Here is a 25,514-nt window from a genome sequence, read left to right on the forward strand (position 1 = left end):
GCCGGACCCCGTTATGACGCCTGAAGCAGCGCGCAGCGATCACTCGCAGATGCTGCGCTATCTGGCGACGAACGCCCTTTACGGCGTGCTCGTTGGTGCCGCGAGCGCGGGCGCGCTGATCTGGCTGAACATCGGCGCGATCGGCACCCATATCGCGCGCTCGGCAAACCCGCTGCTTGCGGCGGCCATGGTGGTTGCCCCCTTCGCCTTCCTCTTCGGCGGCGCGGTTGCGGCCTCCTCCATCGCGCTTCTACCCTACCGGCGAAAGTTCAGGCGCTGACGCGACAGAAAGGATTTGAGAGAGAAACGCATGTTCAAGAAAATCCTCATCGCCAATCGTGGTGAAATCGCCTGCCGCGTCATCCGCACCGCCAGGAGGCTCGGCATCGCCACTGTCGCCGTCTATTCCGATGCCGATCGCGATGCCATGCATGTGCGCATGGCGGACGAAGCGGTGCATATCGGCGCCTCGCCCTCCAGCCAGTCCTACATCGTCATCGACAAGATCCTCGACGCGATCCGCAAGACCGGTGCCGATGCCGTGCATCCGGGTTACGGCTTCCTCTCCGAAAACGCCGCCTTTGCCGAAGCGCTGGAGAAAGAAGGCGTCGCCTTCATCGGGCCGCCGGTCGGTGCGATAAAGGCGATGGGCGACAAGATCACCTCGAAGAAGATCGCCGCCGAAGCGGATGTCTCAACCGTTCCCGGCCATATGGGGCTTATCGAGGACGCCGAGGAAGCCGTGCGGATCGCCTCTGCCATCGGCTATCCGGTGATGATCAAGGCGTCGGCCGGCGGCGGCGGCAAGGGCATGCGCATCGCCTGGAACGACATCGAGGCGCGCGAAGGCTTCCAGTCGTCGAAGAACGAGGCGAAAAGCTCGTTCGGCGACGACCGCATCTTCATCGAAAAATTCGTGACCGATCCCCGCCACATCGAAATCCAGGTGGTTGGCGACAAGCATGGCAACACACTCTATCTCGGCGAGCGCGAATGCTCGATCCAGCGCCGAAACCAGAAGGTCATCGAAGAGGCGCCGTCTCCGTTCCTCGACGAAAAGACGCGGCGCGCCATGGGTGAGCAGGCGGTCGCGCTCGCCAAAGCCGTCGGCTACCACTCCGCCGGTACGGTCGAATTCATCGTGGACGGCGAGCGCAACTTCTACTTCCTCGAGATGAATACGCGTTTGCAGGTGGAGCACCCGGTGACCGAACTCATCACCGGGCTCGACCTGGTCGAGCAGATGATCCGCGTTGCAGCCGGCGAGGAACTCGCCTTCAGCCAGAAAGACGTGAAGCTCGACGGCTGGGCGATCGAAAGCCGGCTTTACGCGGAAGACCCCTACCGCAACTTCCTGCCCTCGATCGGCCGGCTGACGCGCTACCGCCCGCCCGAGGAAGGCAGAAAAGACGACGGCACCGTCATTCGCAACGACACCGGCGTCTTCGAGGGCGGCGAGATCTCGATGTATTACGATCCGATGATCGCCAAGCTCTGCACCTGGGGGCCGGATCGCGCCACGGCCGTCGAGGCAATGGCGAGCGCACTCGACGAGTTCGAGGTCGAGGGCATCGGACACAACCTGCCCTTCCTCTCCGCGGTCATGCAGCAGCAGCGTTTCCGCGAAGGGCGTCTCACCACCGCCTACATCGCCGAGGAATTCGCCGAAGGCTTCCAGGGCGTCGTGCCGGACGAGGTGGACGCCCGCAAGCTCGCAGCCGTCGCAGTGACAATCAACCAGGCGCTGCAGGAACGCGCGAGCCAGATTTCGGGCACGATCGGCAATCACCGCCGCGTCGTCGGCCACGACTGGGTAGCAAGCGTCGGCGACCGCGACTTTCGCGTGACCGCCGGCAACTCGGCCGATGGCGCCTTTGTTCGGTTTGCCGACGAGAGAGCCGTTACGGTCGCAACCGATTGGACGCCCGGCCGTACGCTCGCCACCTTCAACATCGACAATCAGCCGATGAGCGTGAAGGTCGATCTCGTCGGCACCGGGATCCGGCTGCGCTGGCGCGGCATCGACGTGATCGCTCGCGTCAGGACCCCGCGCGTTGCCGAGCTCGCGCGGCTGATGCCGAAGAAGCTGCCGCCGGACACGTCGAAGATGCTGCTGTGCCCGATGCCGGGAGTCGTGACCTTGATCGCGGTCAAGGAGGGCGACACGGTCGAGGCCGGACAGGCGATCGCCGTGGTCGAGGCGATGAAGATGGAAAACATCCTCCGGGCCGAGAAGCGCGCGACGGTCAAACGCGTGGCGATCGTCGCCGGCGCCAGCCTCGCGGTGGACGAGCTGATCATGGAGTTCGAGTGATGGCGGCGGAACTCCCCGAGGGAGCGTTGATACCCCCCTCTGCCCTGCCGGGCATCTCCCCCACAAGGGGGGAGATCGGCAAGACGCAGGCTCCGCACTCCCTCTCTTCGACAACAGTAACCTCGTTGCATAGGGTAGGAGTGGGGCAGGACGGCGCCTCTCCTGGCAGAGGGGGGCCCCGCAAGCCCATGCGCTTTGAATGGAGCGGCCAATGACCGAGAAGACGATCAAGGACTGGGAAGCCCTCGCGGAACGCGAGCTGAAAGCCTCGCCCGAAAGCCTTACCTGGCACACGCCGGAGGGCATCGACGTCAAGCCGCTCTATACGCGCGACGACCTCGCCGGCATTGGCCACCTCGACGCGCTGCCCGGTTTCGAGCCCTTCGTGCGCGGCCCCCGCGCCACCATGTATGCGGGCAGGCCCTGGACGATCCGGCAATATGCCGGCTTCTCGACGGCAGAAGCCTCGAACGCCTTCTACCGCAGGAACCTCGCCGCCGGCCAGAAGGGTCTGTCGGTCGCCTTCGATCTTGCGACCCACCGCGGCTATGACAGCGACCATCCGCGCGTCGAGGGCGATGTCGGCAAGGCCGGCGTGGCGATCGACTCGGTCGAGGACATGAAGATCCTCTTCGACGGTATTCCGCTCGATCAGATGTCGGTCTCGATGACCATGAATGGAGCGGTGATCCCGATTCTCGCTTCCTTCATCGTCGCGGGCGAGGAGCAGGGCGTTGCGCGCGCGGATCTCTCGGGCACGATCCAGAACGACATCCTGAAGGAGTTCATGGTCCGCAACACCTACATTTACCCCCCGGAACCCTCGATGCGGATCGTCGCCGACATCATCGAATACACGGCGAAGGAGATGCCGAAGTTCAATTCGATCTCGATCTCCGGCTACCATATGCAGGAGGCGGGCGCGACGCTGGTGCAGGAGCTTGCCTTCACCCTTGCCGACGGGCGCGAATATGTGCGGGCGGCGCTCGCCAAGGGCCTCGATGTCGATGACTTCGCCGGCCGCCTCTCCTTCTTCTTCGCGATCGGCATGAACTTCTTCATGGAGGCGGCGAAGCTTCGCGCGGCGCGGCTCCTCTGGACGCGGATCATGAAGGAGTTCGAGCCGAAGAAGGCGTCCTCGCTGATGCTGAGGACCCACTGTCAGACCTCCGGCGTCTCGCTGGCCGAGCAGGATCCCTACAACAACATCATCCGCACCGCCTTCGAAGCTATGTCGGCGGCGCTCGGCGGCACGCAATCGCTGCACACCAACTCCTTCGACGAGGCGATCGCGCTGCCGACGGACTTTTCTGCCCGCATCGCCCGCAACACCCAACTGATCCTGCAACACGAGACCGGCGTGACGAAGGTCGTCGATCCGCTCGCCGGTTCCTACTATGTCGAGAGCCTGACCAACGAGCTTGCGGAAAAAGCCTGGGCGCTGATCGAGGAGGTGGAAGGGCTCGGCGGCATGACCAAGGCCGTCAATGCCGGCCTGCCGAAGCGGCTGATCGAGGAGGCGGCGACACGCCGCCAAGTGGCGGTCGACCGCGGCGAGGAGGTGATCGTCGGCGTCAACAAATACCGGCTCGAAAACGAGCACCCGATCGACATCCTCCAGATCGACAATGCCGCCGTGCGCACGGCCCAGATCAAGCGCATCGAGGAGACCAAACGCCGCCGCGACTCGCAAAAGGTCAAGGAAACGCTCGAAGCTCTTGCCGAGGTGGCGCGAAGCCGCAAGGGCAATCTGCTTGGCGCCGCGATCGAAGCCGCGCGGGCGCGCGCCACGGTCGGCGAGATCTCTGATGCGATGCGCCAGGCCTTCGGTGACTACACGGCCGTCCCCGAAGTCGTCACCGACATCTACGGCAAGGCCTATGAAAGCGACCCCGAACTCGGCGTGCTCGCCGGGCGGCTCAGCGACGTCACCAAGCGGCTTGGCCACAAGCCGAAGATCATGGTCGCCAAGCTCGGCCAGGACGGGCACGACCGCGGCGCCAAGGTGATCGCTTCGGCCTTCGGCGACATCGGCTTCAATGTGGTCGCCGGGCCGCTGTTCCAGACGCCGGACGAAGCCGCCGACCTGGCGCTTGCCGAAGAGGTTACCGTCGTCGGCGTCTCCTCGCTTGCCGCTGGGCATAAGACGCTGATGCCGCAACTGGCCGAGGCGCTGCAGAAGCGCGGCGGCAAGGATATCATCGTCGTTTGCGGCGGCGTTATTCCGCGACAGGACTATCAATACCTGATGGACAACGGCGTTGCCGCCGTCTTCGGCCCCGGCACACATGTGCTCGACGCCGCACGCGCGGTGCTCGACCTGATCGAGGGCAAACGACGGAACATTTGAGCGGTGGTGCGGGATCTCAAACGACGACGAGGATGACGCCGGTCGCGACCAGCGCCAGCGTCCAGATGAGGTCGAAGTTGATCCACGCGGTACGCAGGACTCCAAGACCGAGCCATTCAACGATGGCGAAGGCTACCGCCGCTGTGACCGCGAGCGTCGCTGCGGTATGGAGTGCGACGGCCGCCACCGAGATCGGCAGGGAACTGCCGAGAGGGATGGTGGCTGATGGGTCCGCGAGGCAGAGGCCCAGCACTGCAGGCATCAGCATCAGCCCCGCGCCATGCCCCGTCGCCATCAGGAAGGACCAGAGGGCGAGCCCGGCCATTCCCGTCCGCATGCCGACCCGGACCCGGTGGCGGTGCCCGTAGAAAGCATAGTAGCCGGCGAGGCCAAGAATGAGCGCGGCTGCGAAAAGCTTGAGGCTCCGCAGGTCGACGACCGTGCCGAAGGCTACAAAAACCGCCAGCACCACCGCGATGGCGGCGGCATGCCCGGCGGCGATCGGCAGAAGCGACAGCCAGACGATCCGAGAGCTTTGTCGATGAAGCCCCAGCGCCACGGCAAAGAGCCAACCCATTGCCGGGTTGATGCCATGGAAGGCACCGAGGCCGGCGAGAGAAAGCCACGGCCAGAGGTCCGTCATTTGCCCCGGTGCGGCCGCACAGCCCCGCACTCCTCAGGGATAGCAATAGGAGTCGGAGGAGCAGTCGCCGCCTTCCAGCCGAACCTGATGGGGACGATGGCCCTTCGGCCAATTGACGAAGAAGTTCTCGTCGAAGGAAATTCCGCCGTTGTCACCGACATCCAGTTTCACCATCCACCCGTCGATACCGTCCGGATAGAATTGCGGGTCGATCGCGCCGTAGAGCGAGTTGGTGAAATAGACGCGCTTGCCGTCGCGGCTGATTTCCACCATCTGCGGCCCGCCATTGAGCGCGCCGTTCGACGCTTTCGGATGTGTCGCGCGGGAAACGATCCCGCCGATCCTGACCCGGCCGGTCTCCTTCGGCGCGAGCGGATCGGAAACGTCGTATTGGATCATATCGCCGGTGCCCCAGCAGGAAACGTAGAGGAACCGGTCGTCCATCGAGAGGTCGATGTCGGTCACGAGCGGTGCGACCGCCTTGAAGCCCTTGAGCACCGGCGGCAGGAGGTCCGGGTCGGCGGGCTCGGCTGGAATCTCGATGACTTTCTTCACGGCCCATTGATTGCCGTCGCGATACCAGGTCCAGATCGAGGCGGAGAGGTCTTTGAGACTGATGACGCAGCCGACGAAGCCATAGGCCTTGGTCGGGTCATGGGCGGGACGCAATTCGAAGACGAGTTGGTGCTCTTCGCCGAGATCGATCTCCTGCACGTGCTTGCGCTTGTTGAGATCCCAGAAATGCAGCCTGCGGCCGTATTTCGAGCCGAGCAGCACCTCCGGGACAAGGCCGTTTTCAAATGTCTCCGGCGTACCCCACTCGCTGGTGATCATCGTGTCGTGACCGAGATGCCACCAGAAATCATAGGCGAGCTTCTGCGGTCCGCGATCCATCTCCCATTGCCCGAGGACGTCGAAGCTGTCGTGGTCGATGAGGAAGATGCCACCGGGCGCATTGCCGTCTCGGTCGGCGAGCGCGTTCACATAAATGCCCTCCGGTCCGCAATGGATCGTGTGCAGTCGGGAGTAGTTTGCCTTCTCGGCAATTTCCGCCGGATCGATCACGCGGATGATCCGCGGGTTTTTAGGATCCGGCTTGGTGTCGATGATATGAAGCCGCGACGACCTCAGCCCGGGCACGACCAGATAGCGGCGCTCGACATGCGGGTGCGGCGCATTGGGGCAAAGGCAGGATGAGCAGGCATTCCAACCGAAATGATGCAACTCGTCGCCGACATTCGGCATATCGACCTGCCCGACGATCTGAGAATAGCTCGCAGAGGTCGGATCGACATCGACCACCGCGATCGCATCCGGTCGCTGTCGATCCGGATCGAAGGCCGCCACATAGGCGATGGTTTCCTTCGGGGCCTTTGCGGCCATGCGCGGTGATGGATAGAAGGATGGATCGGGTCGCCACGTCGCCATTTCGTTTCTCCCCCAGAGAAGACAATGCGTGGATCCTGATGGAAAGCTTAATGCATGTCGCCCAAAAGTGTGCAGCGGCTTTGGGAAACGACACGCATCAAAGCAGCTTAGTAGATGCGGCAAAAACGCGTCGGAAATGCGGCGTCATCGCCTTATTCGGCGACGAAGCAGGCGAGGCAATAGATGGAAGCATTCGAGTTCGATGCGGAGCTTTGGCTCTATCCGGGAAAGGGCGGTTGGCACTTTGTCACGCTGCCAAGGGATGTTGCCCTGCAGATCAAGTTTCTGGCCGAACCAGGAAAGCGCGGTTGGGGCAGCGGAGCGGTGATCGCACGCACGGGCGAGACCGAATGGACAACGTCGATCTTTCCCGACAAGGCCTCCGGCTCATTTCTACTGCCCGTGAAGGCGGACGTTCGGCGGAAAGAGAAACTCGCTGCCGGCCAAACAATCCGGATCGCTTTGACGCTTGGCCATGGTTAGACCATTGGCCCGCGTCGGATTTACGGGCGGCAGCGAGCTTTGGCCCGGTGTCTTGAAAAAGCAGATTGGGAGTCACACTCGGCGTTCTTATTCTCAAATTCGACCAAGGGATTTAAGTGGAACCCCACAATGACTAATGAACCAAGAAACAAGTATTTTGACACGCCCCTAAGTGAATGGATTGATCGAGTGCCAAGTGAACTCCACGCAGATGCAGTGGGCCTCTGGCAGATAATCGGTTCAGGCAACGATGGATTTGAGCTGCAGGGCCAGCAACTGGAAGACTTTGTAAGGCGCTGCATAGTTTCGCTCCTGAAGGCTGGCGCCGTCCCCGTTAGACCAAGTGCTTCTTTAGCGATTTTCTGGGAAAAGCAGTCGTACGAAGGAGATATCGAAGAGGTAGCATCGGCAATATTGGGGGAATGGCAGCGAGCGGGCACCGAACCCAACGAGGACGGTATCTGGTTTAGCCTATTCGACCAGTATAAGGGCCGGGGATGAGTACGGTCTCAGCGGCTCGCTTAGGTTTCAATCCTCAGCTTCATCCGGTCGGCGGCGAAGCGCGTGCGCGAAAATTCGACCGGCTTGCCATCGAGATCGGCGTTCACCGATTGCGCTTCCATTACGATCGCGCCGGGCGACAGCTTCAACAGCGAAAGCTCTTGCGCATCGGCATGCCGCGCGACGAGTTCCGTCGAAACGCGAACATAGTCATCGAGTCCATGCGCGGCAAAAGCCTTGGTAACGGAGCCGAGACGGGAATATTCCTCGGCCATCCGCGGAAAGCGCTCGGCGGGGTAATAGCTGACCGACGTCGACAGAGGCCGGCCGTCGCCGCTGCTTACCGTCCTGAGTTCTATGAGCACGGCGCCGGGCGAAACGGCGAGCGCCGCCGCGATCTCGCCGCTTGCCGGCACTTCCGCATGGCCAAGCAGCCGGGTGGCGATCTCCTTCACCTGCCGGCCGAGCCCCTGCGAAAAACGGGTGCGCCGTGAGATCGGATAGCTGACGCGATCCTTGCGCTCGATCATGGTGCCTCGCCCCTGCACGGCGCGGACAAGCCCCTCCTCCGCAAGCGCGGCGAGCGCGCTGCGCACCGTATGTCGGTTGACGCCGAATTCCTGCGCCAGCACCGTTTCCGGCGGCACCATGCCGGTCGCGTCATAATCGCCGTTGCTGATCGAAAGCCGGATGCGGTCGGCGATCTGTCGCCAGAGCGCCACGCCGGTCTGCCGTTCGACGATTTTCTTCAACGCCATTTTCTTCGCCCCAGTTTCTCTAGCAGTTTCTCCGGCCCAACTTTTCCGCCCAATGTCACAAGCCTGTCATTTGCGGGGGCTAAGGAAAGGTATAAGATGTATAGTTGTCTAGATCAATAGACATTTTGGAGTGAACGATGGACGCAATCCAAGAACAGGCGCTGCCGGAGGCCGCCGCACGACGCCGAGAAGGGATGCGGCTTCTCGCCCGCGCCACGCTCGCAGAATTTTCCGCGGCCTGGGAGGCAATCGCCGACAGGCCGGACGTCGCGCCGGTCCGCGGCCCGGAAACGGGTCTCGTCATGGTGCGGGGCCGGATCGGCGGCGGTGGCGACGCCTTCAATCTCGGCGAGGCAACTGTGTCACGCGCTACTGTCAGGCTCGCCAGCGGCGAGATCGGCCATGGTCAGATGCTCGGCACCGACAAGGAGCGCGCCCGCTTTGCCGCGATCTTCGATGCGCTCTTCCAGACCGAAAGGCACCGTCCCGCGGTCGAAGCACTGCACCGGCTGATCGCGACCCGCATCGATGCCGAAGACGGTCGCAAGGCGGAAGAGACCGCCGCGACCCGCGTCGATTTCTTCACAATGGTCCGGGGGGACGACTGATGGCCGCACAATCGCAAATCTACGCTGGCGCTTTCGCCGATCCGGTATTCCAGGCACAATCCGTGTTTCGCGCGCTGATGGATGGCTTTGCTCGTCCAGGCACGATCACCAGCCTCGCGGCAACTGCCTCGCCGCCTTTGCCCCTCGGCAAGGCAAGCGGCGCCGTCGCGCTGACGCTCTGTGACCACGATACGCCCGTGTGGCTTTCCTTGGCACTCACAAAGTCCGCCGTGCCGCAATGGATCGCCTTCCACACCGGTGCGCCGGTGACCGAAACGAAGGACGATGCCCGCTTCGCGTTCATCGAGAAGGGCGGCGCCGTGCCGAGTTTCGATCAGTTCGCGCTCGGCACGCAGGAATATCCCGACCGCTCGACGACGCTGGTGATCGAAGTGGAAGCGCTGACCGGAGGCTCGAAGCTCATCGCAAAAGGCCCGGGAATCAAGGACGAAACCATCGTCGCGCCGCAAGGCCTTCCTGATCCCTTCCTCGATTTCTGGACTGACAACAGGGCGATCTTCCCGCGCGGTATCGATCTCATCCTGACGGCGGGCGATGCGGTGCTCTGCCTGCCGCGCACGACCAAACTCTCCGCCAGGGAGGCATAATCATGTATGTAGCCGTGAAGGGCGGGGAAGCCGCCATTGCCAATGCCCATCGCCTGCTCGCCGATCGCCGCCGCGGCGACCGTTCGCTGCCCTCGATCACCATCGAGCAGGTCGTCGAACAGCTCGGACTCGCCGTCGACCGCGTGATGGCCGAGGCCTCGCTTTACGACCGCTCGCTTGCGGCCCTTGCCGTGCGCCAGGCGCGCGGCGACATGATCGAGGCGATCTTCATCCTGCGCGCCTACCGAACGACCCTGCCGCGCTTCGGCTATTCCGAGCCGGTCGACACGGCGAACATGAAGGTCGAGCGCCGCGTCTCGGCAACCTACAAGGACCTGCCGGGCGGCCAGCTCCTTGGCCCCACCTTCGACTACACCCACCGCCTGCTCGATCCTTCGCTGATCGCGGACGAGGCGGTCGCAGAGCCGGCTGTGAAAGAGCCCGGCGAGCATGTCATGCGCGTTTCCGACATTCTCGATGGCGAAGGCCTCATCGAGGGCGACGGCCGGATGCCGGAAGGCCACGTGATGGGCGACCTCACGCGCGAGCCGATGGAATTCCCGATGGCGCGCGACCTTCGCCTGCAGGCGCTCGCCCGCGGCGACGAAGGCTTTCTGCTGGCCCTCGCCTATTCCACCCAGCGCGGCTACGGCCGCACCCACCCCTTCGTCGGCGAGGTGCGGATCGGCGAGGTCGAAGTCGAACTGGACCTGCCGGAACTTGGCTTCGCCGTCTCTCTCGGCGTCATCCGCGTGACCGAATGCCAGATGGTCAACCAGTTCAAGGGCTCGGCCAAGCAGCCGCCACAGTTCACACGCGGCTATGGCCTCGTCTTCGGCCAGGGCGAGCGCAAGGCGATGTCGATGTCGCTCGTCGACCGGGCGCTCCGCACCGACGAGTTCAGCGAGGACATCGTCGCCCCGGCGCAGGACCAGGAATTCGTCATCTCGCATGCGGACAACGTTCAGGCGACCGGCTTCGTCGAGCATCTGAAGCTGCCGCACTACGTCGATTTCCAGGCGGAGCTCGATCTGGTGCGGCGCATGCGCCGGGAATACGAGGCCGCCCGCACAGGCGGCGAGGACGGCATGAAGGAGGCCGCCGAATGAACGACCTTGCCACCTACAATTTCGCCTATCTCGATGAGCAGACGAAGCGGATGATCCGCCGGGCGATCCTGAAGGCGATCGCCATTCCCGGCTACCAGGTGCCGTTTGCCTCGCGCGAAATGCCGATGCCCTATGGCTGGGGCACCGGCGGCGTACAGGTGACCGCCTCGATCCTCGGGCCCGACGACGTGCTCAAGGTCATCGACCAGGGCGCCGACGACACGACCAATGCTGTCTCGATCCGCGCCTTCTTCCAGAAGGTCGCCGATGTCGCCGTCACCACCAAGACGAAGGAGGCGACGATCATCCAGACCCGCCACCGCATTCCCGAGGAGATGCTGAAGGAAGGCCAGACGCTCGTCTACCAGGTGCCGATCCCGGAGCCGTTGCGCTTCCTCGAACCGCGCGAGACCGAGACACGCAAGATGCATGCGCTTGAGGAATACGGGCTCATGCATGTGAAGCTCTACGAGGACATTGCCCGCAACGGCCATATCGCCACGACCTATGCCTATCCGGTCAAGGTCGAGGGGCGTTATGTGATGGACCCGTCGCCGACGCCGAAATTCGACAATCCGAAGATGCACATGTCGGAGGCGCTACAGCTTTTTGGCGCCGGCCGGGAAAAGCGCATCTACGCGGTGCCGCCTTATACTGAGGTTGTGAGCCTCGATTTCGAGGATCATCCCTTCGAGATCCAGAAATTCGACAAACCCTGCGCGCTCTGCGGCGCCGAGAACGTCTATCTCGACGAGGTGGTGCTCGACGACAAGGGCGGGCGCATGTTCGTCTGCTCCGATACCGACCATTGCGAAGACCGGCGCGCACATGGCCATGCCGGACACATGCTCGCCCGCCCAACGCAAGAAAGCCAGGAGGCCGCAGAATGAGCGCCGTTCCGCTTCTCAAAGTCAACGACGTCTCGAAATTCTACGGTAGCCGCATCGGATGCCGGAACGTCTCCTTCGAGCTCTATCCGGGTGAGGTGCTGGCGATCGTCGGCGAATCCGGTTCCGGCAAGACGACGCTTCTGTCGTGCCTTTCGACCCGGTTGATGCCGACTTCCGGCATCGTCGAATACCATATGCGCGACGGGCAGTACCGCGATCTCGCCCGCATGGGCGAGGCCGAGCGGCGCTTCCTGATGCGTACCGACTGGGGCTTCGTGCATCAGAACCCGGCCGATGGCCTCAGGATGACGGTATCGGCCGGCGCCAATGTCGGCGAGCGGCTGATGGCCGTCGGCGACCGTCACTACGGCAACATCCGCGAGACCGCAAAAGACTGGCTCAACCGCGTCGAAATCGACGAGGACCGGATCGACGACCAGCCGCGCGCCTTTTCCGGCGGCATGCGCCAGCGCCTGCAGATCGCCCGCAATCTCGTGACCTCACCCCGCCTCGTCTTCATGGACGAGCCGACCGGCGGCCTCGACGTGTCGGTGCAGGCCCGCCTGCTCGACCTTGTGCGCGGGCTCGTCCACGACCTCGGGCTTGCCGCGATCATCGTCACCCACGACCTTGCCGTGGCGCGGCTCCTCTCTCACCGGATGATGGTGATGAAGGACGGCGCCGTTATCGAGCAGGGCCTGACGGACCGCGTGCTCGACGATCCCCGCGAGCCCTACACCCAGCTTCTCGTTTCCTCGATTCTGCAGGTCTGACGCATGATCCCGAAAATTGGAATCCGGCTTTCGGAAAAGATCATGCGCAAAGGAAAGTAAAAGTCATGGCTACTGCCCTTGTTGTTTCAGAAGTCGCCAAAAGCTTCACCATGCACTTGCGCGACGGCGTCCGCCTGCCGGTGGTCGCCAATGTCTCCTTCTCGGTGAAGGCCGGCGAATGCGTCGTGCTCGGTGGCCCCTCGGGCGTTGGCAAGAGCTCGATCCTCAAGATGCTCTACGGCAATTACGGTGTCGACGAAGGCCAGATCCTGATGGAGCATGACGGCCGATTGGTGAACCTTGCGACGGCGGAGCCGCGCATGGTGCTCGAGGTGCGGCGCACGACGCTCGGCTATGTCAGCCAATTCCTGCGCGTCGTGCCGCGCGTCTCCGCCCTCGACATCGTCGCTGAACCGCTGCAGGCGCGGGGCGTTGCGGCCGAAGAGGCGCGGGAACGGGCGGCGGAACTGCTTGCGAGGCTCAACCTGCCGAAGGAGCTCTGGGCCTTGCCGCCCGCCACCTTCTCCGGCGGCGAGCAGCAGCGCGTCAACATTGCCCGCGGCTTCATCACCGACCACAGGATCCTGCTGCTCGACGAACCGACCGCCTCGCTCGACGCGAAGAACCGCACCGTCGTCGTCGAAATGATCGCCAAGAAGAAGGCGGAAGGTACCGCTCTGATCGGCATCTTCCACGACGAGGAAGTGCGTGACGCGGTCGCCGACCGCATCATCGACGTCGCCGAATTCTCGCCAAGGAAGCAGGCCGCATGAGCGAAAAACTCGGGATCGAACCCTTTATCCACCCGACCGCGAGCGTCGTGAATTCGACGCTCGGCCGCTACACGGAAGTCCAGGAGCGCTCGCGTCTCGCCGAGGTCGACTTCGGCGACTATTCCTACATCATGCAGGATGGCTCGATCTGGTGCGCGACGATCGGCAAGTTCGTCAACATCGCTGCGGCTGTGCGGATCAATGCCACCAACCATCCGACCTGGCGCGCGACGCTGCACCATTTCACCTATCGCGCGCCGAACTATTGGGACGACGCCGACCTCGACCACGATCTCTTCGCCTGGCGGCGGCAGAACCGGGTGACGATCGGCCATGACGTCTGGATCGGCCACGGCGCGACGATCCTACCGGGGGTTACCGTCGGCAACGGTGCGGTAATCGGTGCCGGCGCCGTTGTATCCAAGGACGTCGCCCCCTATACGATCGTCGGTGGCGTTCCGGCGAAGCTCATCCGCGAGCGGTTTACCGCCGAGGTCGGCCGAGGCATGGATCGGCTCGCCTGGTGGGATTGGGACCACACGCGGCTGCGCCGCGCGCTCGACGATTTCCGCCACCTGAGCGCCGAGGAATTCCTGGTTCGGTACGGTTGACCTCAGCAATTCCCGGAAAAACGTGTTTTCCGTCCGGAATTGCGTCGTTTCAAAGAGTTAGATCATTTCGCTGTTTCCGTGAAACAACAAAATGATCTAATGCCCGTTCACCAGCTTGAGTATGAGCTGGTGGACATTGCCGCCATCGCTCATCTCGACCCGGTCGAAATCGCGGCTGCGCTGCCGTTGGGCGAGCGAAAGCGCGCCGAGGCGCTTGGTCAGTTCGGTCCTGATTTTACGGCATGCCGGATCATTGGGCACAGTCAGGCCGACTGACGTGTTTTCGATCTGGCGCACCATGTCCTTGATAAAATCGCCATGCACCCGCTCATGCTGGTGCACGCCGGCGACGAATGTCCCCCAGTTCTCCCGCACACCCGCCCGCAATGCTTTTGCGGGCTTCGGCAGCATGTAGGTGATCGTAAGCTTGGGCCGCGCGGTAGAGAGGACGCAGGCATCGCCCTGCGGCTCGTATTTCCGCGTCCAGGTCAGCTTGAAATCCGTATGCGCGATCGCGCGAACGGGGCCGAGCCTCGGCCCCCGCTCGCCGATCGACGCATAGAGTTCGGCACCGGTTTCTCCCGAAATCGCGTAGGTTTGCACCTTCTCGACGGCCTGCCATTCGGCGCGCGCAACGGCAGGCAATGCCGCCACGCACGCCGCCAACAGACAAGAACGAACGGCTGCCCCCACGCACTTCCCCCTACAATCGATAGGACATCTATCGGTACGTCCGTGCCGGATGAAATCGGTGCGCGTTTAGTTGACGGCGTTGAGCGTCATCGACGTGCCGGCAGCAGCGATATTGAGCCCGATCTGGCCGGTGACGCTGATCGCCTGCAGATGGATCGAGCCAGCCGTGCCGCCGATGAGCACATTTGCACCGACGCCGGCGCCGACGGTCGCTTCGGCCGACGCGCCCTGGTAGATGCCGCCCAGCGATCCGCGGTGGTAACCGGCGGTCGGCGCCAGCACCGCCCAGATCAGCCGGCTGCGCGTGGTGAACCCGAGATCGACGCCGAGTTTCCTGATCTCGCCCTGATAGTGATCCGAAGCCTCGCCGGCGAGGCTGGACCGGAAGACGCAATCAACTTCCTTGGCCGAGCCGAGAACGTAACCGGCGCCGCCGCCGACGTTGCAGTCGAGATAGCCGATCTTCACACCGCCATGCAGATCCGGCTCCAGCGCCGGCGCCGGTGCCTGAGCCGGATAGCTGGGGACGTCGGCGGCATTGGCGGCAACGGTCCCCGCGAGAACCAGCGCCGCGACGGACGCCTTCACGGCAAAACTCTTCTTCATTGATGGTCTCCTTTCGGGATCGGCAGCGGTGGCCAGCGCTCGTACGTCCAGCGAACAAAGCGCAGGTTGCAGATGGTAGGAGTCGCACCCTTAGTTCCCGATTGGGCTTTTCCAAGGCACGCCCGAACCCCGAATAACGAAAAGGCGCTATCGGCCTGCATGCAAGAGCGTTTTCCACAACGCCATCTGAGCTTGAGGAGGTGTTTCAACGCCAAGATCGGCGAAGCGATGGAACGGCTTGCGTGGCGGGGCTGGGACCCTGCCAAGCTGGGCCGCGCCACTCGACGACTTCTGCGCGCTGCCGGCGAAAGGGTTTCGCACGGCTGACTGCTGCCGACGGCGCGCGCCAGCCCCTCCCTTAAGCGGGAGGGGCTTCTCGACCTGTCAGAACTTCGAATAGGCGTTCGTCACGGTCTTCGCGTTTCCTGCGCCGATTTGTTTTTGCAGGGCCAGAATCGTGTCTCTCGCGCTGGCGGTGAGTGCCGGACTGGTCGCAAGCTGAGACAAGCTCTTGCTTAGCTGATCGCGAGCGCTCGCGCTCAGCGGCACGCTTGTCAGAAGCTGCGATAAATTCTTGCTCTTTGTTCCCGCAAGCAAATTCCCTGCCCCGACGCCAAAAGCAGTCTTCGAGGACAAAATGGAGTTTATTTTCATGGACTGAAGCGAGAAGCTGGCAACATTGGTGATTGATTTGAACATCGAAGCTAATTCCTCAGGAATCACGGTTGCAGTTGCTGCGGCTGCGGTCTGTTCGTCCAGAGCAACCACCGCATGCACAACCATTACGTGCTATCGATTTCGAGTTTCCTATCGCGCCGGCATGCCTTTTATTCAAATTGCTTAAAGGCGGCCCGCGCGATCGCCAGGAAGTCTGCGCTAGCCCACCACTAACAGGCAGACATAGGCAAGCACCGTGACGAGCAATCCGCGGAAGGCGAAGTTGACGAATCGGTACTTGCTGCACGCGATTGCCGAAAGCGCATCGGCGTTCTCGACGTACTGGCGGAACAGGTAGGACGCGTCCCCATGCTCAGCAGCCTTCGAAAAGGCCTCGCGATGAGTGGACCACGCGCCCCAGAAAAGCGTGGTGGAAGTGGCGCCCTTGCGGGGCAGGACCACGAGGATCGCTGCTACCAGCGAAAAGACCGAGGCGAGCGCCAAGGCGCCGGATAGTATCACTGCGAGTATGTCCCCGCCGACGTAGCGGCTCCAAGTAAACACGCTCCGCCCTTCCTCCGAGCCAACAAGGAACGCGAACATAAATGTGAAAATATAGGCTGCTTTCTGATCGGACATCTTGATCTGATCATAGAAGACATCGTTGATCTTCTGGATATGATCGTAATAGGCGCCAGACGCGACACGCCGTTCCGCGTCCTCACTTGGCGGATCGAGCTTGTACAGACTTCCCCCTGTGTCCATGCGGTATCCCCTTCCCTCTCGTCACCTCTTTACTACACCAGGGCGACAATAATATCCGCCCAAAACTGGGCTCTTGACTTTTTTGCCCCAAAAATCCAGTGGATTCATTGTAACGAGGGGCATATCCGGAGATGCGGAGAAAAAGCACGGGGGCGTTGCTTGCCGCCATGGCGCTTTTTGCGCCGTGGTCGGTGGTTGCTGAGCCCTTGCCGCGCTCTGCGCCCGTTGCCGGCTCGGTCATCGCCCGCAAATCCGGCGAGGAAGTGCGATTCGTCGACGTTTCGAACTGGCGCGTGGTCGATCTTGCCCAGGACCTGCTTGCCGGCGACGTGTTGCGCACCAACGCGACCGGCGCGCTCGCCGTGCTCTTCCGCGACCACACCCAGATCCGGCTCGGACGCAACACGGCGCTCCGCGTCAAGCAGATCGGTGCCGGCGACACAAATCTGGAACTGCAGTCGGGCACCATCTGGGCTCGCGCCGAGCGCGGCGGTCAGGGCCTGGTCATCGACACGCCAGCCGCGGCGGCGGCGATCCGCGGCACCGACTGGACGCTGACCGTCGGCGCCGACGGCAAGACCTCGCTTGTCGTTCTCGAAGGCGTCGTCGAACTCAGCAATCCCTATGGACGTGTGACGGTGAAGCAGGGCGAAGGCGCGGTCGCCTCGATCGGCAGCGCCCCGACGAAGATCGTCATCGTCACGCCCAAGGACCGCGAGCAGATGCTATTCCATCTGTCGTTGCGCGACGCCTTCGTTTGGATGCCTGCCACATCGCTTAAAGTGCCCGAGATGCGACGTCAGCGCGCACGGATCGAAGGCCGGCCGGAAGCCTCCCGCGCGGCCGAAGACTGGCTGACCTTGGCCGAAATCTATCTGGCACTCGACGGTCGGCAGAAGGCGCAGGCGGCGCTTGCGCAGGCGCGAGGGCAAGGCCTCGATCGAAAGCAGGCGGCACGTGCAACGCTTGTCGATGCGCTGATCGCTGGCTCCGAGAACCGCTACGGTGATGCTGCGAAGCTCTTCGCCGAGGCCGAGCGCGGCCTCGATGCCAAGCGCCGCTCCATCGCCGCCTATGGCGGTTACTTTGCCCGTGCGCTCGCCAATCCCGAACACGTCGAAAACCCACCTCGCCGGGCGGCGGGCGCTTACGGCGCGCTGGCCGAAGCCTGGACGGCGGGTTTCCGCACCGATATCCACGCCGCCATCGAAACGCTCAAGAAGGCGGAACGGCAGCATCCGGACGATCCGACGTTACCCGCCGCGCGCGCACATTTCGCCATGCTGCTCGATGAGCGCGAGGAAGTGCTTGACGGGATCGAAAGGGCGCTTGCGATCGATCCGGATGACCCGACCGCACTCGAAGCACGCGCCAATTACCGCCTCCACATCGACAACGATCAGGATGGGGCACTCGCAGACGTCGAGCATGCCCTGAAGACAGCGCCGGGCTCTCCGTCTGTCTGGAACTCCCTCGCGCTCATCCAGGGGCACCGTGGCGACAATCGCTCAGCCGAGAACGCACTGAAGAAAGCAATCGCGCTCGATCCGCAGGATCCGCTTTATCACGCCAACCTGGCGGTGCAATACATGGACGAATTGCGCCTCCAGGAGGCCAAACGCGAGCTCGATACCGCACTCGCGATCGATCCATCCTTCGATCTGGTGCTCGTCGCGCGCGGCCGCTATCACTTGCAAAACGGCGACGTGGATAAGGCGATCACAGATCTGCTCGCCGGCTCGACGGCTAATCCTGCCTATTCCAATGCGCAGCTCCTGCTCGCGGCGGCGCAGTATGAAAAAGGCGACCGAATACCTGCGGCGCAGGCACTCGACAATGCCGACAGACTGGATCCGAACGATCCTGTCGTCTCACAGGTGCGCACAATAATTGCGATCGATGAGTACGATGCGAATGCGGCCATCCGCTACGCTCAGGAAACCATGCGGCGCACCCGCGCCCAAGGTGGCGACACGGCAGCCCTGGGTGCCAATCAGGAAGCGGGCTCGACGCTGAATAACGCCTTTCGCCTGCAGGGCCTCGACGCTTGGGGGCAATATTACGGCGATGCAGTGTTCGATCCGTTTGCTGGTGCGGCCTATGTGGACCAGGCGATCCGCGGCAGCGTCAATCCCCTGTTCAATGCATATGACTTTGACGGCAGTCCGGTCGCCAACTCGCAAAACCCATCGAGCTTCTCCGCCTTCTTCCAGGGGCTTTTGATTGAACCGCATATGCTGGCCGACCGCGCACGCGCGGCCGACCTGTTTCAAACCCCCTTCTTCGAAGTCGACCTCGGCGGCGGTGTCGTGGCGGACGAGGATCACGCCGGCTGGATCGGTGAAGCCGAAGTCAGGGGTTTCACTTTCTCGCCATTCCCGATCAGCGTGTTCGGCAATTTGCAATGGACGGAGCCGCACGACACCGTCGACCTCGGAAGCAGCCTCGAGGTCGATCATGAGTCACGTCTGATCAGCGGTAGCGCCTATCTGACCGCAACCCCATCTCCCGACGATCGGGTGGTCGCCTTCTTGAGCATGGCGGAAGTGGATGACAGCCGGAATATTTTCGACATTCCGGATCCGGACCTGTTCCCACTTACCGCCGACCAGCTGAACAACGACAGCGGTTCGAGCCTGATCTCCGGGGTCGCCTGGAGTCATACATTTGGATATCAAAATATCGCCAATGCCGCGTTCTTCTTCAGCGACCGGGAGATCGATGAAGCCTCGCAGCTGGTTTTCTCGGACATCCCCTTCCCCGATCTTGTGCACCTGAAGAGTGAGCAGAGGGAGACGAGCTACATCGGCGCGTTGAACCACCTTTACGGAGATGGTGACCTGACGTGGCGCTATGGCATTGAGGCCGGCGCCGTTAGATCGGAAGCGAAGGCGGAGTATTACGACCTTATCCCCCCTGCGACGCCGTTTAGCTCCACGAGTTTATCCGCCACCACAGGGGTCATGAAGGCCTATGTCGACGGCCTGTACGAGATCACGCCGGACCTGAAGGTCGAGAGCGCGCTCTTTGCCCGTTATATCGAGGACGTTAACGACGACAATATTCGGCTTGAACCGAAGCTCGGTATCGCCTGGGCGCCGGCCGACGGCCATTGGCTGCGCGCAGCCGTTCAGCGCGAGGGCTATAATTTCGGCTCCGCCACCCTGGCGCCCATCGGCATCGTCGGCCTTCAACCGAACCAGTTCCTCATCGGTACGGAGGGTTATGCCGATACCCTCGCCCTGCGATGGGATGCGGAGTGGAGCGACTGGCTTTTCACCGCGGTCGATTATCAGCATCAGGAAATCCGTAACGGCTCAATCGCGATTCCGTTTTCCATTCTGTTCGCGCCGAACGCGTTCGATTTCGACAAGGCCAGAGTCGACCGCGTGGCGCTGACGGCCAACCTGGCGCTCGGACATGGCCTCGGCCTGTCGGCGACGGTCGCCCGCACGGAGAGCGACGACCTCTCTGCAGGCACCAGTGGCGACCTCCCATTCCTGCCGGAAAGCTCGGGTCAGGTGGCGCTGACATGGGTTAGCACCGCCAACGTCAGGACGACCGTGGCGGCAAACTATATTGGCGAGCGCTTCGGCGGCGCGACAACCTTGGACGACTTCTGGACCCTCGATGCATCCCTCCTATGGGAGCCCTTCGACAAGCGGTTCGAGGTGGAACTCGCCGGCTTCAACCTGCTCGACGAGGAATTCGAGGTGCGCGACGGCCTTCCCGGCTGGGGCCCCACCGTCAAGGGCACTGTCAAAGTGCGGTTCTGATGAACACGCCCGCTCCAGCGCTCGTCCCCCAGCGCTTCGCCGCGGCAGTCGAGCGAATTCGGCGCTCCACGCGACGGATGAAGCTTGCCGTCTTGACCGCCTTCGTCGCCGCACTCGTCTCGCTTGTCTCGCTGACGGGCACCTGGTCGCTCGCCGATCTGCGCGCCTATGACTATCTTTCGATCATCGGCCGGCCTCCGCTTCCGAAAGATGGTCCGATCATCGTCGCGATCGACGAGCCGTCGATGGCGGAAATCGGCAGCCAATGGCCTTGGCCGCGTGCTCTGCATGCCCGTCTGGTCGAATCTTTGAGGCGCGCCGGCGCGCGGGCGATTGCCCTCGACGTCATCTTTGCCGAGCCGGCAGCCGCCGCAGAAAATGACACGGCTCTGGCCGCAGTTCTCGGGCCCGACATCGTGCTTGCGGGTGACCAGTCGGTGATCGAGACGCCGCAGGCCGACCAGTTCGTCCGCACCGAACCACTGCCGCTTTTCACGGAAACGGGAGCGAAAGTCGGCATCGCCTCCGTCAATCTCAGCGGAGACGGTACGCTCAGGCAGGTTCCGCCCTATTCTGACGGCTTCGCTGTGACACTTGCAGCCGTCGCCGGAGCTGATCCGGCGCCGCCGCTGTCGGGTGCCCTGGTCCAGACCTTCGGCCCGGCGCGCACCTATCCGACCGTTTCCTATTACCAGGCGCTCGATCCGGAGAATTTCCTGCCGGCGGGCATCTTTCGCGATCGCGTCGTCATCGTCGGCCTGAGCCTGCAGAATGCTCCCACGCTCGCGGAGGGAGGGATCGATGCCTTTGCCATCTCCGACACCGTCTTTTCGCGCGGCCTCGTCGCCGGCGCCGAAGTCCAGGCGACGATCTACGACAATCTCGTGCACCGGCTGTTCATCAAGCGGGCCGGTGCGACGATCGCGATACCGGCGATCATCCTCGCCAGCTTGGCCGCGGCTCTGGCCGTCTCGAGATCGACAAGCTGGAGGACACTCGGCTACGGCGCAATTGCCCTCACCCTGATCTTCCTGGCAAGCTATGTCCTGATGCGTCTCGGCCATGTCTTCGTGTCGCCGCTCGGTCCTGGCCTGGCCTTCTTCGGCGTTGCGGTCGGACAGGCGGGTCTCGACTATGCCGAGGAGCGCAGACAGCGGCGCGAGATCACGCGCGCCTTTTCGCAATATCTCTCGCCCGCGCTCGTCGAACGGCTGGCTCAGGATCCTTCGCAGCTGAAGCTCGGCGGCGAGAGGCGTACGCTTACGATCCTCTTCTGTGACGTTCGCGGTTTTACGACGATTTCGGAGGACATGAAGGACGATCCGGAGGGGCTGACGACGCTCATCAACCGGCTGCTGACGCCGCTGTCGGAGGCCGTGCTCAACCGGGGCGGCACGATCGACAAGTATATCGGCGACTGTCTGATGGCCTTCTGGAACGCTCCGCTCGACGATCCGGACCACGCCGTCCACGCCGTTCAGGCGGCACGCGACATGCTCACCGCGCTTTCAAACCTCAACGCGGAACTGGAAGCCGAGGCGAACACGGCAGGACGCCCGCCAAAGACATTGCGCATCGGCATCGGCATCAATACCGGCGAATGCGTCGTCGGCAACATGGGGTCCGCCCGCCGCTTCGACTATTCGGCGCTTGGTGACGCGGTCAATCTCGCCTCGCGCCTCGAGGGAGCGTCGAAGGACTATGGCATCTCGCTGCTGCTCGGAGAGCGGACGGCTAGGCTTGCGGCGGCGAAATTTCCGACCGCCGAAATCGACCGGATCACCGTCAAGGGCCGAAGCGAGGTCTCGCCGGTGTTCACGGTCGCCGATGGGGCCAGCGAGTCCGCCCTCGAACACCACCACCGCTTCGTCGAAGCGAAGTATCGAGGCGCGGTTACCGCCGATGACCCGTTGTTCGAGCAGCTCAAGTCAGAGCTGCCGTCGCTTGAACGCTACTATGAACGCGAGCGGGAGCGGCTTTTGCACTAGCCCGCCGACGCGGTGCGATACGTTCACCGTCCCACGTAAACGGGCTTTCTCTTCTCGCGGAACGCAATCCGCCCCTCGCGCCGGTCCTCGCTGTCCCGGAGTACGCCCCAAGCGAGTTCCGAGAGCCGGAAGGCCTGGGCGGTCGTCATGTCGGCCGCCTCGGTGGCGAGCATCTTCACCAGTTGAACTGCCAGCGGACCGTTGCTGGCGATCGTCGCCGCCACCTTGGCAACGGCTGCCTCCAGTTCATCCCCGGGGGCGACCTCTGTCACCAGGCCGATGTCGTAGGCACGTGCCGCATCGATCCTTTCGCCCGTCAGCAGCAATCTCATTGCGATGTTCCTTGGAACCGCATTGAGGATGCTTGGCACGCCGCCGCCAGCCGGCAGGCTCGAAACCGCAACCTCGGGCAACCCGAAAGCTGCGTTCCTGGATGCGATTATGAAATCGCACTGGAGTGCCAGCTCGAGGCCGCCGCCGAGGCAAAAGCCATTCACCGCGGCTATCATCGGCTTGCGGATATCCAGGGATTTCAGATCAAACAGTTTTACATAGAGGCCGCGCTCGGCGGCCTCGGTGCGCGAAAGGTTAAATGCTTCCACGAAGCTATGCTCCGAGTCGATCGTGGCTCCCAGATCGGCACCGACGCAGAAGGCGCGCCCTGTTCCAGTCAAGACGATCACTCTGACGGATCGGTCTTCATTGGCGAGGCTCAGTTCCATCCGCAGATCGACGAGGTGCTCGACGTCCAACGCATTCAGTTTGTCCGGACGGTCGATGCAGATCGTTGCAACATGGTTTTCGATTGTCGTCTTGATAGCCATCTTCAGATCACACGCTAGGACTCGACAAGGACCGGCCGCCGCACACGTAGAGCAACTGGCCTGTGATGTAAGAACTCGCCTTGGCGGCGAAGAACATCACGGCCTGGGCAATGTCGTCCGGCGTGCCGATGCGCTGCATCGGCACGCTCTTCTTCAAGCGCTCCTGTACGTCGTCGGCAAAGGTTTGAAACAGCGGCGTCTCCACGATCCCTGGTGCGACGGCGTTCACGGTAATGCCCTGAGACGCCAGCTCGATCGCAAGGCTGCGGGTCAGGCTGACGACGCCGCCTTTCGCGGCCGAATAATTGGCCTGGCCGAAACCGCCAAGCCAGGCCCGCGACGAGATATTGACGATGCGTCCATATCGCTGCTCGATCATCAGCGGAACAACGCTTTTGCAGGTCAGAAAATGGGACTTCAAATTGGTTGCGATGACGCTATCCCAGTCGTCTTCCTCCATCTTGACCAGCCGGCGATCGCGGACGATCCCGGCATTGTTCACGAGGATATCGATCCGCTCAAAATGCTCCTGCACGTTCGCGACCGCTTTTTCGACCTGCTCGCGGCAGGTGATGTCCGCCTGCACGCCGAGCACCTTTCCGTCTCCGTGCCTGCTCTTCAGGGCCGCCACAGTCGCCTCAAGCGTTTCAGCGTCGAAGTCCACAAGGGCGACGGCGTTGCCCGCCTCCAACAATTTCTCGGCAATGCCCAGACCAATTCCGCGGGCGCCGCCGGTCACGATGGCAATCTGATTGTCGCTCATCTTAAACCCCCAGGATGTGGACTGAGGATGCGGCGTGGTCGACACCGGCGATGCCGCCACCCGTGCACTGCGTCAGGCCGATTTTGGCGTTCTCGATCTGTCGCCCGTCCGCGCGGTTCTGGAGTTGCCAGACGACTTCGACCATCTGCGCCACGCCTGTCGCGCCGAGCGGGTGTCCTTTTGCCAACAGGCCACCACTGGGGTTTACGGGAACCCTGCCGCCGAGTGCCGTGGCACCGCTGCGAAGCAGTTCGCCACCTTCGCCGGATTTGGTGAGTTGCAGCGCTTCGTAGTAGAGCAATTCAGCGATCGTGAAGGCGTCGTGAAGCTCGACGAGATTGACGTCCTTCGGATCGACACCCGACTGTTCGTAGGCGAGACGAGCCGTGCGGGCGGTGATCTCCGCATCGAGGATGTCGTCGCAACCGAGCTCCTGGTACCCCGACTGAACCGCCGAAGCCAGGATATGGACCGCCGCCGAATGCTGCGTCGGGCGACGGGTCGTGAGCACGACAGCCGCCGCACCGTCGACCGCCGATGGACAACATTGCAGCAAAGTCAACGGCTCTGCGACCGGCCGCGAGTTGAGCACCTCCTCAAGCGTCACTTCGCTGCGCTGCTGGGCGAGAGGATTGCGGGCGCCATGAGCCCTGTTCTTCACGGCAACGCGGGCTAGCAGTTCGGCCGTTTCGCCCCTCTCGTGAAGGTAGCGCGTGCCTCTCATGGCGTAGACGGTCGGCAGCGTCATTCCGTGGGACGCATAGAGTTCGGTCTTGTAGTCGTTGCGCTGAAGCGGGATGGTGCCGCCGCCGAGCTGCGTCAGCTGCTCGACGCCGAAGACGACAACGGTCTCATAAAGTCCGAGCCTCAGCGCCTGGCAGGCGAGATGCACAGCCGTGGCGCCGCTGGCGCAGGCGTTCTCGACATTGTAAAGAGCCGGCCCGGTGATGCCCATGTCGCGTATCAGAACCTGGCCCAGCACCATTCCGCCGTAGACATTGGCGGCATAGATTGCCTGGACCTCGTCTTTCCGCACGCCGGCGTCCTTCAATGCATTGAGAACGGCGGCTTGCGCAAGGTCCTGCATGGAAAGCGCGTTATGACGACCGAAGGGCGTCATTGCCGCCCCGGCGATATAGACTTGGCTGGTCACGATTTTCCTCCCTTGGCAACCGTGAAGAAATAGGCGGTGTTGGAGTCGGCCCCCTCGCCCCTGCTGCAGACGCGAAGCCATGAACCGATCTCCGGCTTTTCGCCGTCGGCGAGCTCCAGGCGTCCGAAGACACGAACGCCTTCCGGAAAATCGGCATAGACGAGGACGAACGGCTTCAAGCCGGTCTTCGGGTTCGGATGGATCGTCGTGTGGCTGTACAGGATTGCCTCGGGCGAGAGGCTGATCGGATAAAAGCGATCCGCTGAAGGCGACGTCCCCGGTATGCGCGGAAACACCGCCTTCCCCGTGTCCTTCTCCCGTGATGCATCCAAGCACACTGCTTCGTCGCGAGATCCGGTTTCCACCCGGCTCGCCCCCTCGATCGAGGTCATTGGGTTCCTCCACGTATTGAACTGAATTTCCATAGGTGAAGGCTAGCC

At 62.8% G+C, this 25,514-nt stretch carries 25 protein-coding genes; 14 read left to right on the forward strand and 11 right to left on the reverse strand.

Annotated elements, in window-relative coordinates; all coding sequences use genetic code 11:
• Positions 1-13: 13 nt before the first annotated feature.
• The 3 genes from GHK62_RS16965 to scpA all read left to right on the forward strand — a co-directional run bounded on the left by GHK62_RS16965 (position 14) and on the right by scpA (position 4,664).
• Positions 14-280 carry a hypothetical protein gene (locus GHK62_RS16965; RefSeq protein WP_153440323.1) on the forward strand — a complete coding sequence of 89 codons (267 nt, stop codon included), beginning with the start codon at positions 14-16 and terminating at the stop codon, positions 278-280.
• A gap of 30 nt (positions 281-310) precedes the next feature.
• Positions 311-2,314 (forward strand): acetyl-CoA carboxylase biotin carboxylase subunit, encoded by a 2,004-nt coding sequence (locus GHK62_RS16970; protein ID WP_153440324.1) that lies wholly within the window; start codon positions 311-313, stop codon positions 2,312-2,314.
• A gap of 211 nt (positions 2,315-2,525) precedes the next feature.
• Entirely contained in the window at positions 2,526-4,664 is a 2,139-nt protein-coding gene (scpA, locus tag GHK62_RS16975) for a methylmalonyl-CoA mutase (RefSeq protein WP_153440325.1), read from the forward strand.
• A 16-nt stretch (positions 4,665-4,680) separates the two neighbouring features.
• Here scpA and GHK62_RS16980 read toward each other — a convergent pair whose 3' ends face one another.
• Positions 4,681-5,307 (reverse strand): hypothetical protein, encoded by a 627-nt coding sequence (locus tag GHK62_RS16980; RefSeq protein WP_153440326.1) that lies wholly within the window; start codon positions 5,305-5,307, stop codon positions 4,681-4,683.
• Between the two features lie 33 nt (positions 5,308-5,340).
• Positions 5,341-6,735 (reverse strand): selenium-binding family protein, encoded by a 1,395-nt coding sequence (locus tag GHK62_RS16985; RefSeq protein WP_153440327.1) that lies wholly within the window; start codon positions 6,733-6,735, stop codon positions 5,341-5,343.
• Between the two features lie 183 nt (positions 6,736-6,918).
• On the opposite strand from GHK62_RS16985, the gene GHK62_RS16990 reads away from it, so the two are divergent.
• A complete protein-coding gene (locus tag GHK62_RS16990) occupies positions 6,919-7,218 on the forward strand; it encodes a DUF1905 domain-containing protein (protein ID WP_153440328.1) in 300 nt (99 codons plus the stop codon).
• Between the two features lie 129 nt (positions 7,219-7,347).
• Positions 7,348-7,719, forward strand: a complete 372-nt coding sequence (locus GHK62_RS16995; protein ID WP_153440329.1) for a hypothetical protein — start codon at positions 7,348-7,350, stop codon at positions 7,717-7,719.
• Between the two features lie 20 nt (positions 7,720-7,739).
• Here the strand turns inward: GHK62_RS16995 and phnF are convergent, their stop codons facing one another.
• Positions 7,740-8,477, reverse strand: coding sequence for a phosphonate metabolism transcriptional regulator PhnF (gene phnF, locus GHK62_RS17000; protein ID WP_153440330.1), 738 nt, complete (start codon positions 8,475-8,477; stop codon positions 7,740-7,742).
• Positions 8,478-8,614: 137 nt separating this feature from the next.
• On the opposite strand from phnF, the gene phnG reads away from it, so the two are divergent.
• From phnG to GHK62_RS17035, 7 genes are all read left to right on the forward strand, one after another.
• A complete protein-coding gene (phnG, locus tag GHK62_RS17005; RefSeq protein WP_153440331.1) occupies positions 8,615-9,085 on the forward strand; it encodes a phosphonate C-P lyase system protein PhnG in 471 nt (156 codons plus the stop codon).
• Complete coding sequence (phnH, locus tag GHK62_RS17010) at positions 9,085-9,693, forward strand: phosphonate C-P lyase system protein PhnH (protein WP_153440332.1); 609 nt, start codon at positions 9,085-9,087, stop codon at positions 9,691-9,693. Before phnG ends, phnH begins: the two co-directional genes overlap by 1 nt.
• Positions 9,694-9,695: 2 nt before the next feature.
• Positions 9,696-10,802, forward strand: a complete 1,107-nt coding sequence (locus GHK62_RS17015) for a carbon-phosphorus lyase complex subunit (protein ID WP_153440333.1) — start codon at positions 9,696-9,698, stop codon at positions 10,800-10,802.
• The gene (locus GHK62_RS17020) at positions 10,799-11,692 is read left to right on the forward strand and encodes an alpha-D-ribose 1-methylphosphonate 5-phosphate C-P-lyase PhnJ (protein ID WP_153440334.1); all 894 of its coding nucleotides are present in this window, start codon (positions 10,799-10,801) and stop codon (positions 11,690-11,692) included. Before GHK62_RS17015 ends, GHK62_RS17020 begins: the two co-directional genes overlap by 4 nt.
• Positions 11,689-12,465: a phosphonate C-P lyase system protein PhnK gene (gene phnK, locus GHK62_RS17025; RefSeq protein ID WP_153440335.1), complete on the forward strand. Its 777-nt coding sequence runs from the start codon at positions 11,689-11,691 to the stop codon at positions 12,463-12,465. Before GHK62_RS17020 ends, phnK begins: the two co-directional genes overlap by 4 nt.
• 65 nt (positions 12,466-12,530) lie before the next feature.
• Positions 12,531-13,238, forward strand: coding sequence for a phosphonate C-P lyase system protein PhnL (gene phnL / locus GHK62_RS17030; protein ID WP_153440336.1), 708 nt, complete (start codon positions 12,531-12,533; stop codon positions 13,236-13,238).
• A complete protein-coding gene (locus GHK62_RS17035; protein ID WP_153440337.1) occupies positions 13,235-13,849 on the forward strand; it encodes a DapH/DapD/GlmU-related protein in 615 nt (204 codons plus the stop codon). Before phnL ends, GHK62_RS17035 begins: the two co-directional genes overlap by 4 nt.
• Positions 13,850-13,945: 96 nt before the next feature.
• Here the strand turns inward: GHK62_RS17035 and GHK62_RS17040 are convergent, their stop codons facing one another.
• From GHK62_RS17040 to GHK62_RS17055, 4 genes are all read right to left on the reverse strand, one after another.
• Complete coding sequence (locus GHK62_RS17040; protein WP_380786387.1) at positions 13,946-14,503, reverse strand: DUF922 domain-containing Zn-dependent protease; 558 nt, start codon at positions 14,501-14,503, stop codon at positions 13,946-13,948.
• A 105-nt stretch (positions 14,504-14,608) separates the two neighbouring features.
• A complete protein-coding gene (locus GHK62_RS17045; RefSeq protein ID WP_153440338.1) occupies positions 14,609-15,148 on the reverse strand; it encodes a DUF992 domain-containing protein in 540 nt (179 codons plus the stop codon).
• Between the two features lie 384 nt (positions 15,149-15,532).
• Positions 15,533-15,931, reverse strand: a complete 399-nt coding sequence (locus tag GHK62_RS17050; RefSeq protein WP_153440339.1) for a hypothetical protein — start codon at positions 15,929-15,931, stop codon at positions 15,533-15,535.
• A gap of 93 nt (positions 15,932-16,024) precedes the next feature.
• Complete coding sequence (locus tag GHK62_RS17055; RefSeq protein ID WP_153440340.1) at positions 16,025-16,570, reverse strand: Pycsar system effector family protein; 546 nt, start codon at positions 16,568-16,570, stop codon at positions 16,025-16,027.
• Positions 16,571-16,701: 131 nt separating this feature from the next.
• Between GHK62_RS17055 and GHK62_RS17060 the strand changes: the two genes are divergently transcribed.
• Both GHK62_RS17060 and GHK62_RS17065 read left to right on the forward strand, forming a co-directional pair.
• A complete protein-coding gene (locus GHK62_RS17060; protein WP_153440341.1) occupies positions 16,702-20,346 on the forward strand; it encodes a FecR domain-containing protein in 3,645 nt (1,214 codons plus the stop codon).
• On the forward strand, positions 20,346-22,334 hold the full coding sequence (locus GHK62_RS17065; protein ID WP_153440342.1) for a CHASE2 domain-containing protein: 1,989 nt from the start codon (positions 20,346-20,348) through the stop codon (positions 22,332-22,334). Before GHK62_RS17060 ends, GHK62_RS17065 begins: the two co-directional genes overlap by 1 nt.
• Positions 22,335-22,357: 23 nt before the next feature.
• Here the strand turns inward: GHK62_RS17065 and GHK62_RS17070 are convergent, their stop codons facing one another.
• Genes GHK62_RS17070 through GHK62_RS17085 form a run of 4 tightly spaced genes read right to left on the reverse strand, consistent with a single transcriptional unit; the run spans position 22,358 to position 25,466 of the window.
• Positions 22,358-23,158: an enoyl-CoA hydratase/isomerase family protein gene (locus GHK62_RS17070; RefSeq protein ID WP_153440343.1), complete on the reverse strand. Its 801-nt coding sequence runs from the start codon at positions 23,156-23,158 to the stop codon at positions 22,358-22,360.
• 7 nt (positions 23,159-23,165) lie between these two features.
• Positions 23,166-23,981, reverse strand: coding sequence for an SDR family oxidoreductase (locus GHK62_RS17075; protein WP_327790997.1), 816 nt, complete (start codon positions 23,979-23,981; stop codon positions 23,166-23,168).
• Complete coding sequence (locus GHK62_RS17080) at positions 23,923-25,074, reverse strand: thiolase family protein (RefSeq protein ID WP_327790998.1); 1,152 nt, start codon at positions 25,072-25,074, stop codon at positions 23,923-23,925. Before GHK62_RS17080 ends, GHK62_RS17075 begins: the two co-directional genes overlap by 59 nt.
• Positions 25,071-25,466, reverse strand: a complete 396-nt coding sequence (locus GHK62_RS17085; protein ID WP_167528276.1) for a Zn-ribbon domain-containing OB-fold protein — start codon at positions 25,464-25,466, stop codon at positions 25,071-25,073. Before GHK62_RS17085 ends, GHK62_RS17080 begins: the two co-directional genes overlap by 4 nt.
• Positions 25,467-25,514: the final 48 nt, after the last annotated feature.

This window comes from Sinorhizobium terangae, from assembly GCF_009601505.1.
Taxonomy (GTDB): Bacteria; Pseudomonadota; Alphaproteobacteria; order Rhizobiales; family Rhizobiaceae; genus Sinorhizobium; species Sinorhizobium terangae.

Coding starts and splice junctions, on each gene's coding strand:
- GHK62_RS16965 (WP_153440323.1), top strand. CDS start 14: ATGACGCCTGAAGCAGCGCGCAGCGATCACTCGCAGATGCTGCGCTAT.
- GHK62_RS16970 (WP_153440324.1), top strand. CDS start 311: ATGTTCAAGAAAATCCTCATCGCCAATCGTGGTGAAATCGCCTGCCGC.
- scpA (WP_153440325.1), top strand. CDS start 2,526: ATGACCGAGAAGACGATCAAGGACTGGGAAGCCCTCGCGGAACGCGAG.
- GHK62_RS16980 (WP_153440326.1), bottom strand. CDS start 5,307: ATGACGGACCTCTGGCCGTGGCTTTCTCTCGCCGGCCTCGGTGCCTTC.
- GHK62_RS16985 (WP_153440327.1), bottom strand. CDS start 6,735: ATGGCGACGTGGCGACCCGATCCATCCTTCTATCCATCACCGCGCATG.
- GHK62_RS16990 (WP_153440328.1), top strand. CDS start 6,919: ATGGAAGCATTCGAGTTCGATGCGGAGCTTTGGCTCTATCCGGGAAAG.
- GHK62_RS16995 (WP_153440329.1), top strand. CDS start 7,348: ATGACTAATGAACCAAGAAACAAGTATTTTGACACGCCCCTAAGTGAA.
- phnF (WP_153440330.1), bottom strand. CDS start 8,477: ATGGCGTTGAAGAAAATCGTCGAACGGCAGACCGGCGTGGCGCTCTGG.
- phnG (WP_153440331.1), top strand. CDS start 8,615: ATGGACGCAATCCAAGAACAGGCGCTGCCGGAGGCCGCCGCACGACGC.
- phnH (WP_153440332.1), top strand. CDS start 9,085: ATGGCCGCACAATCGCAAATCTACGCTGGCGCTTTCGCCGATCCGGTA.
- GHK62_RS17015 (WP_153440333.1), top strand. CDS start 9,696: ATGTATGTAGCCGTGAAGGGCGGGGAAGCCGCCATTGCCAATGCCCAT.
- GHK62_RS17020 (WP_153440334.1), top strand. CDS start 10,799: ATGAACGACCTTGCCACCTACAATTTCGCCTATCTCGATGAGCAGACG.
- phnK (WP_153440335.1), top strand. CDS start 11,689: ATGAGCGCCGTTCCGCTTCTCAAAGTCAACGACGTCTCGAAATTCTAC.
- phnL (WP_153440336.1), top strand. CDS start 12,531: ATGGCTACTGCCCTTGTTGTTTCAGAAGTCGCCAAAAGCTTCACCATG.
- GHK62_RS17035 (WP_153440337.1), top strand. CDS start 13,235: ATGAGCGAAAAACTCGGGATCGAACCCTTTATCCACCCGACCGCGAGC.
- GHK62_RS17045 (WP_153440338.1), bottom strand. CDS start 15,148: ATGAAGAAGAGTTTTGCCGTGAAGGCGTCCGTCGCGGCGCTGGTTCTC.
- GHK62_RS17050 (WP_153440339.1), bottom strand. CDS start 15,931: ATGGTTGTGCATGCGGTGGTTGCTCTGGACGAACAGACCGCAGCCGCA.
- GHK62_RS17055 (WP_153440340.1), bottom strand. CDS start 16,570: ATGGACACAGGGGGAAGTCTGTACAAGCTCGATCCGCCAAGTGAGGAC.
- GHK62_RS17060 (WP_153440341.1), top strand. CDS start 16,702: ATGCGGAGAAAAAGCACGGGGGCGTTGCTTGCCGCCATGGCGCTTTTT.
- GHK62_RS17065 (WP_153440342.1), top strand. CDS start 20,346: ATGAACACGCCCGCTCCAGCGCTCGTCCCCCAGCGCTTCGCCGCGGCA.
- GHK62_RS17070 (WP_153440343.1), bottom strand. CDS start 23,158: ATGGCTATCAAGACGACAATCGAAAACCATGTTGCAACGATCTGCATC.
- GHK62_RS17085 (WP_167528276.1), bottom strand. CDS start 25,466: ATGACCTCGATCGAGGGGGCGAGCCGGGTGGAAACCGGATCTCGCGAC.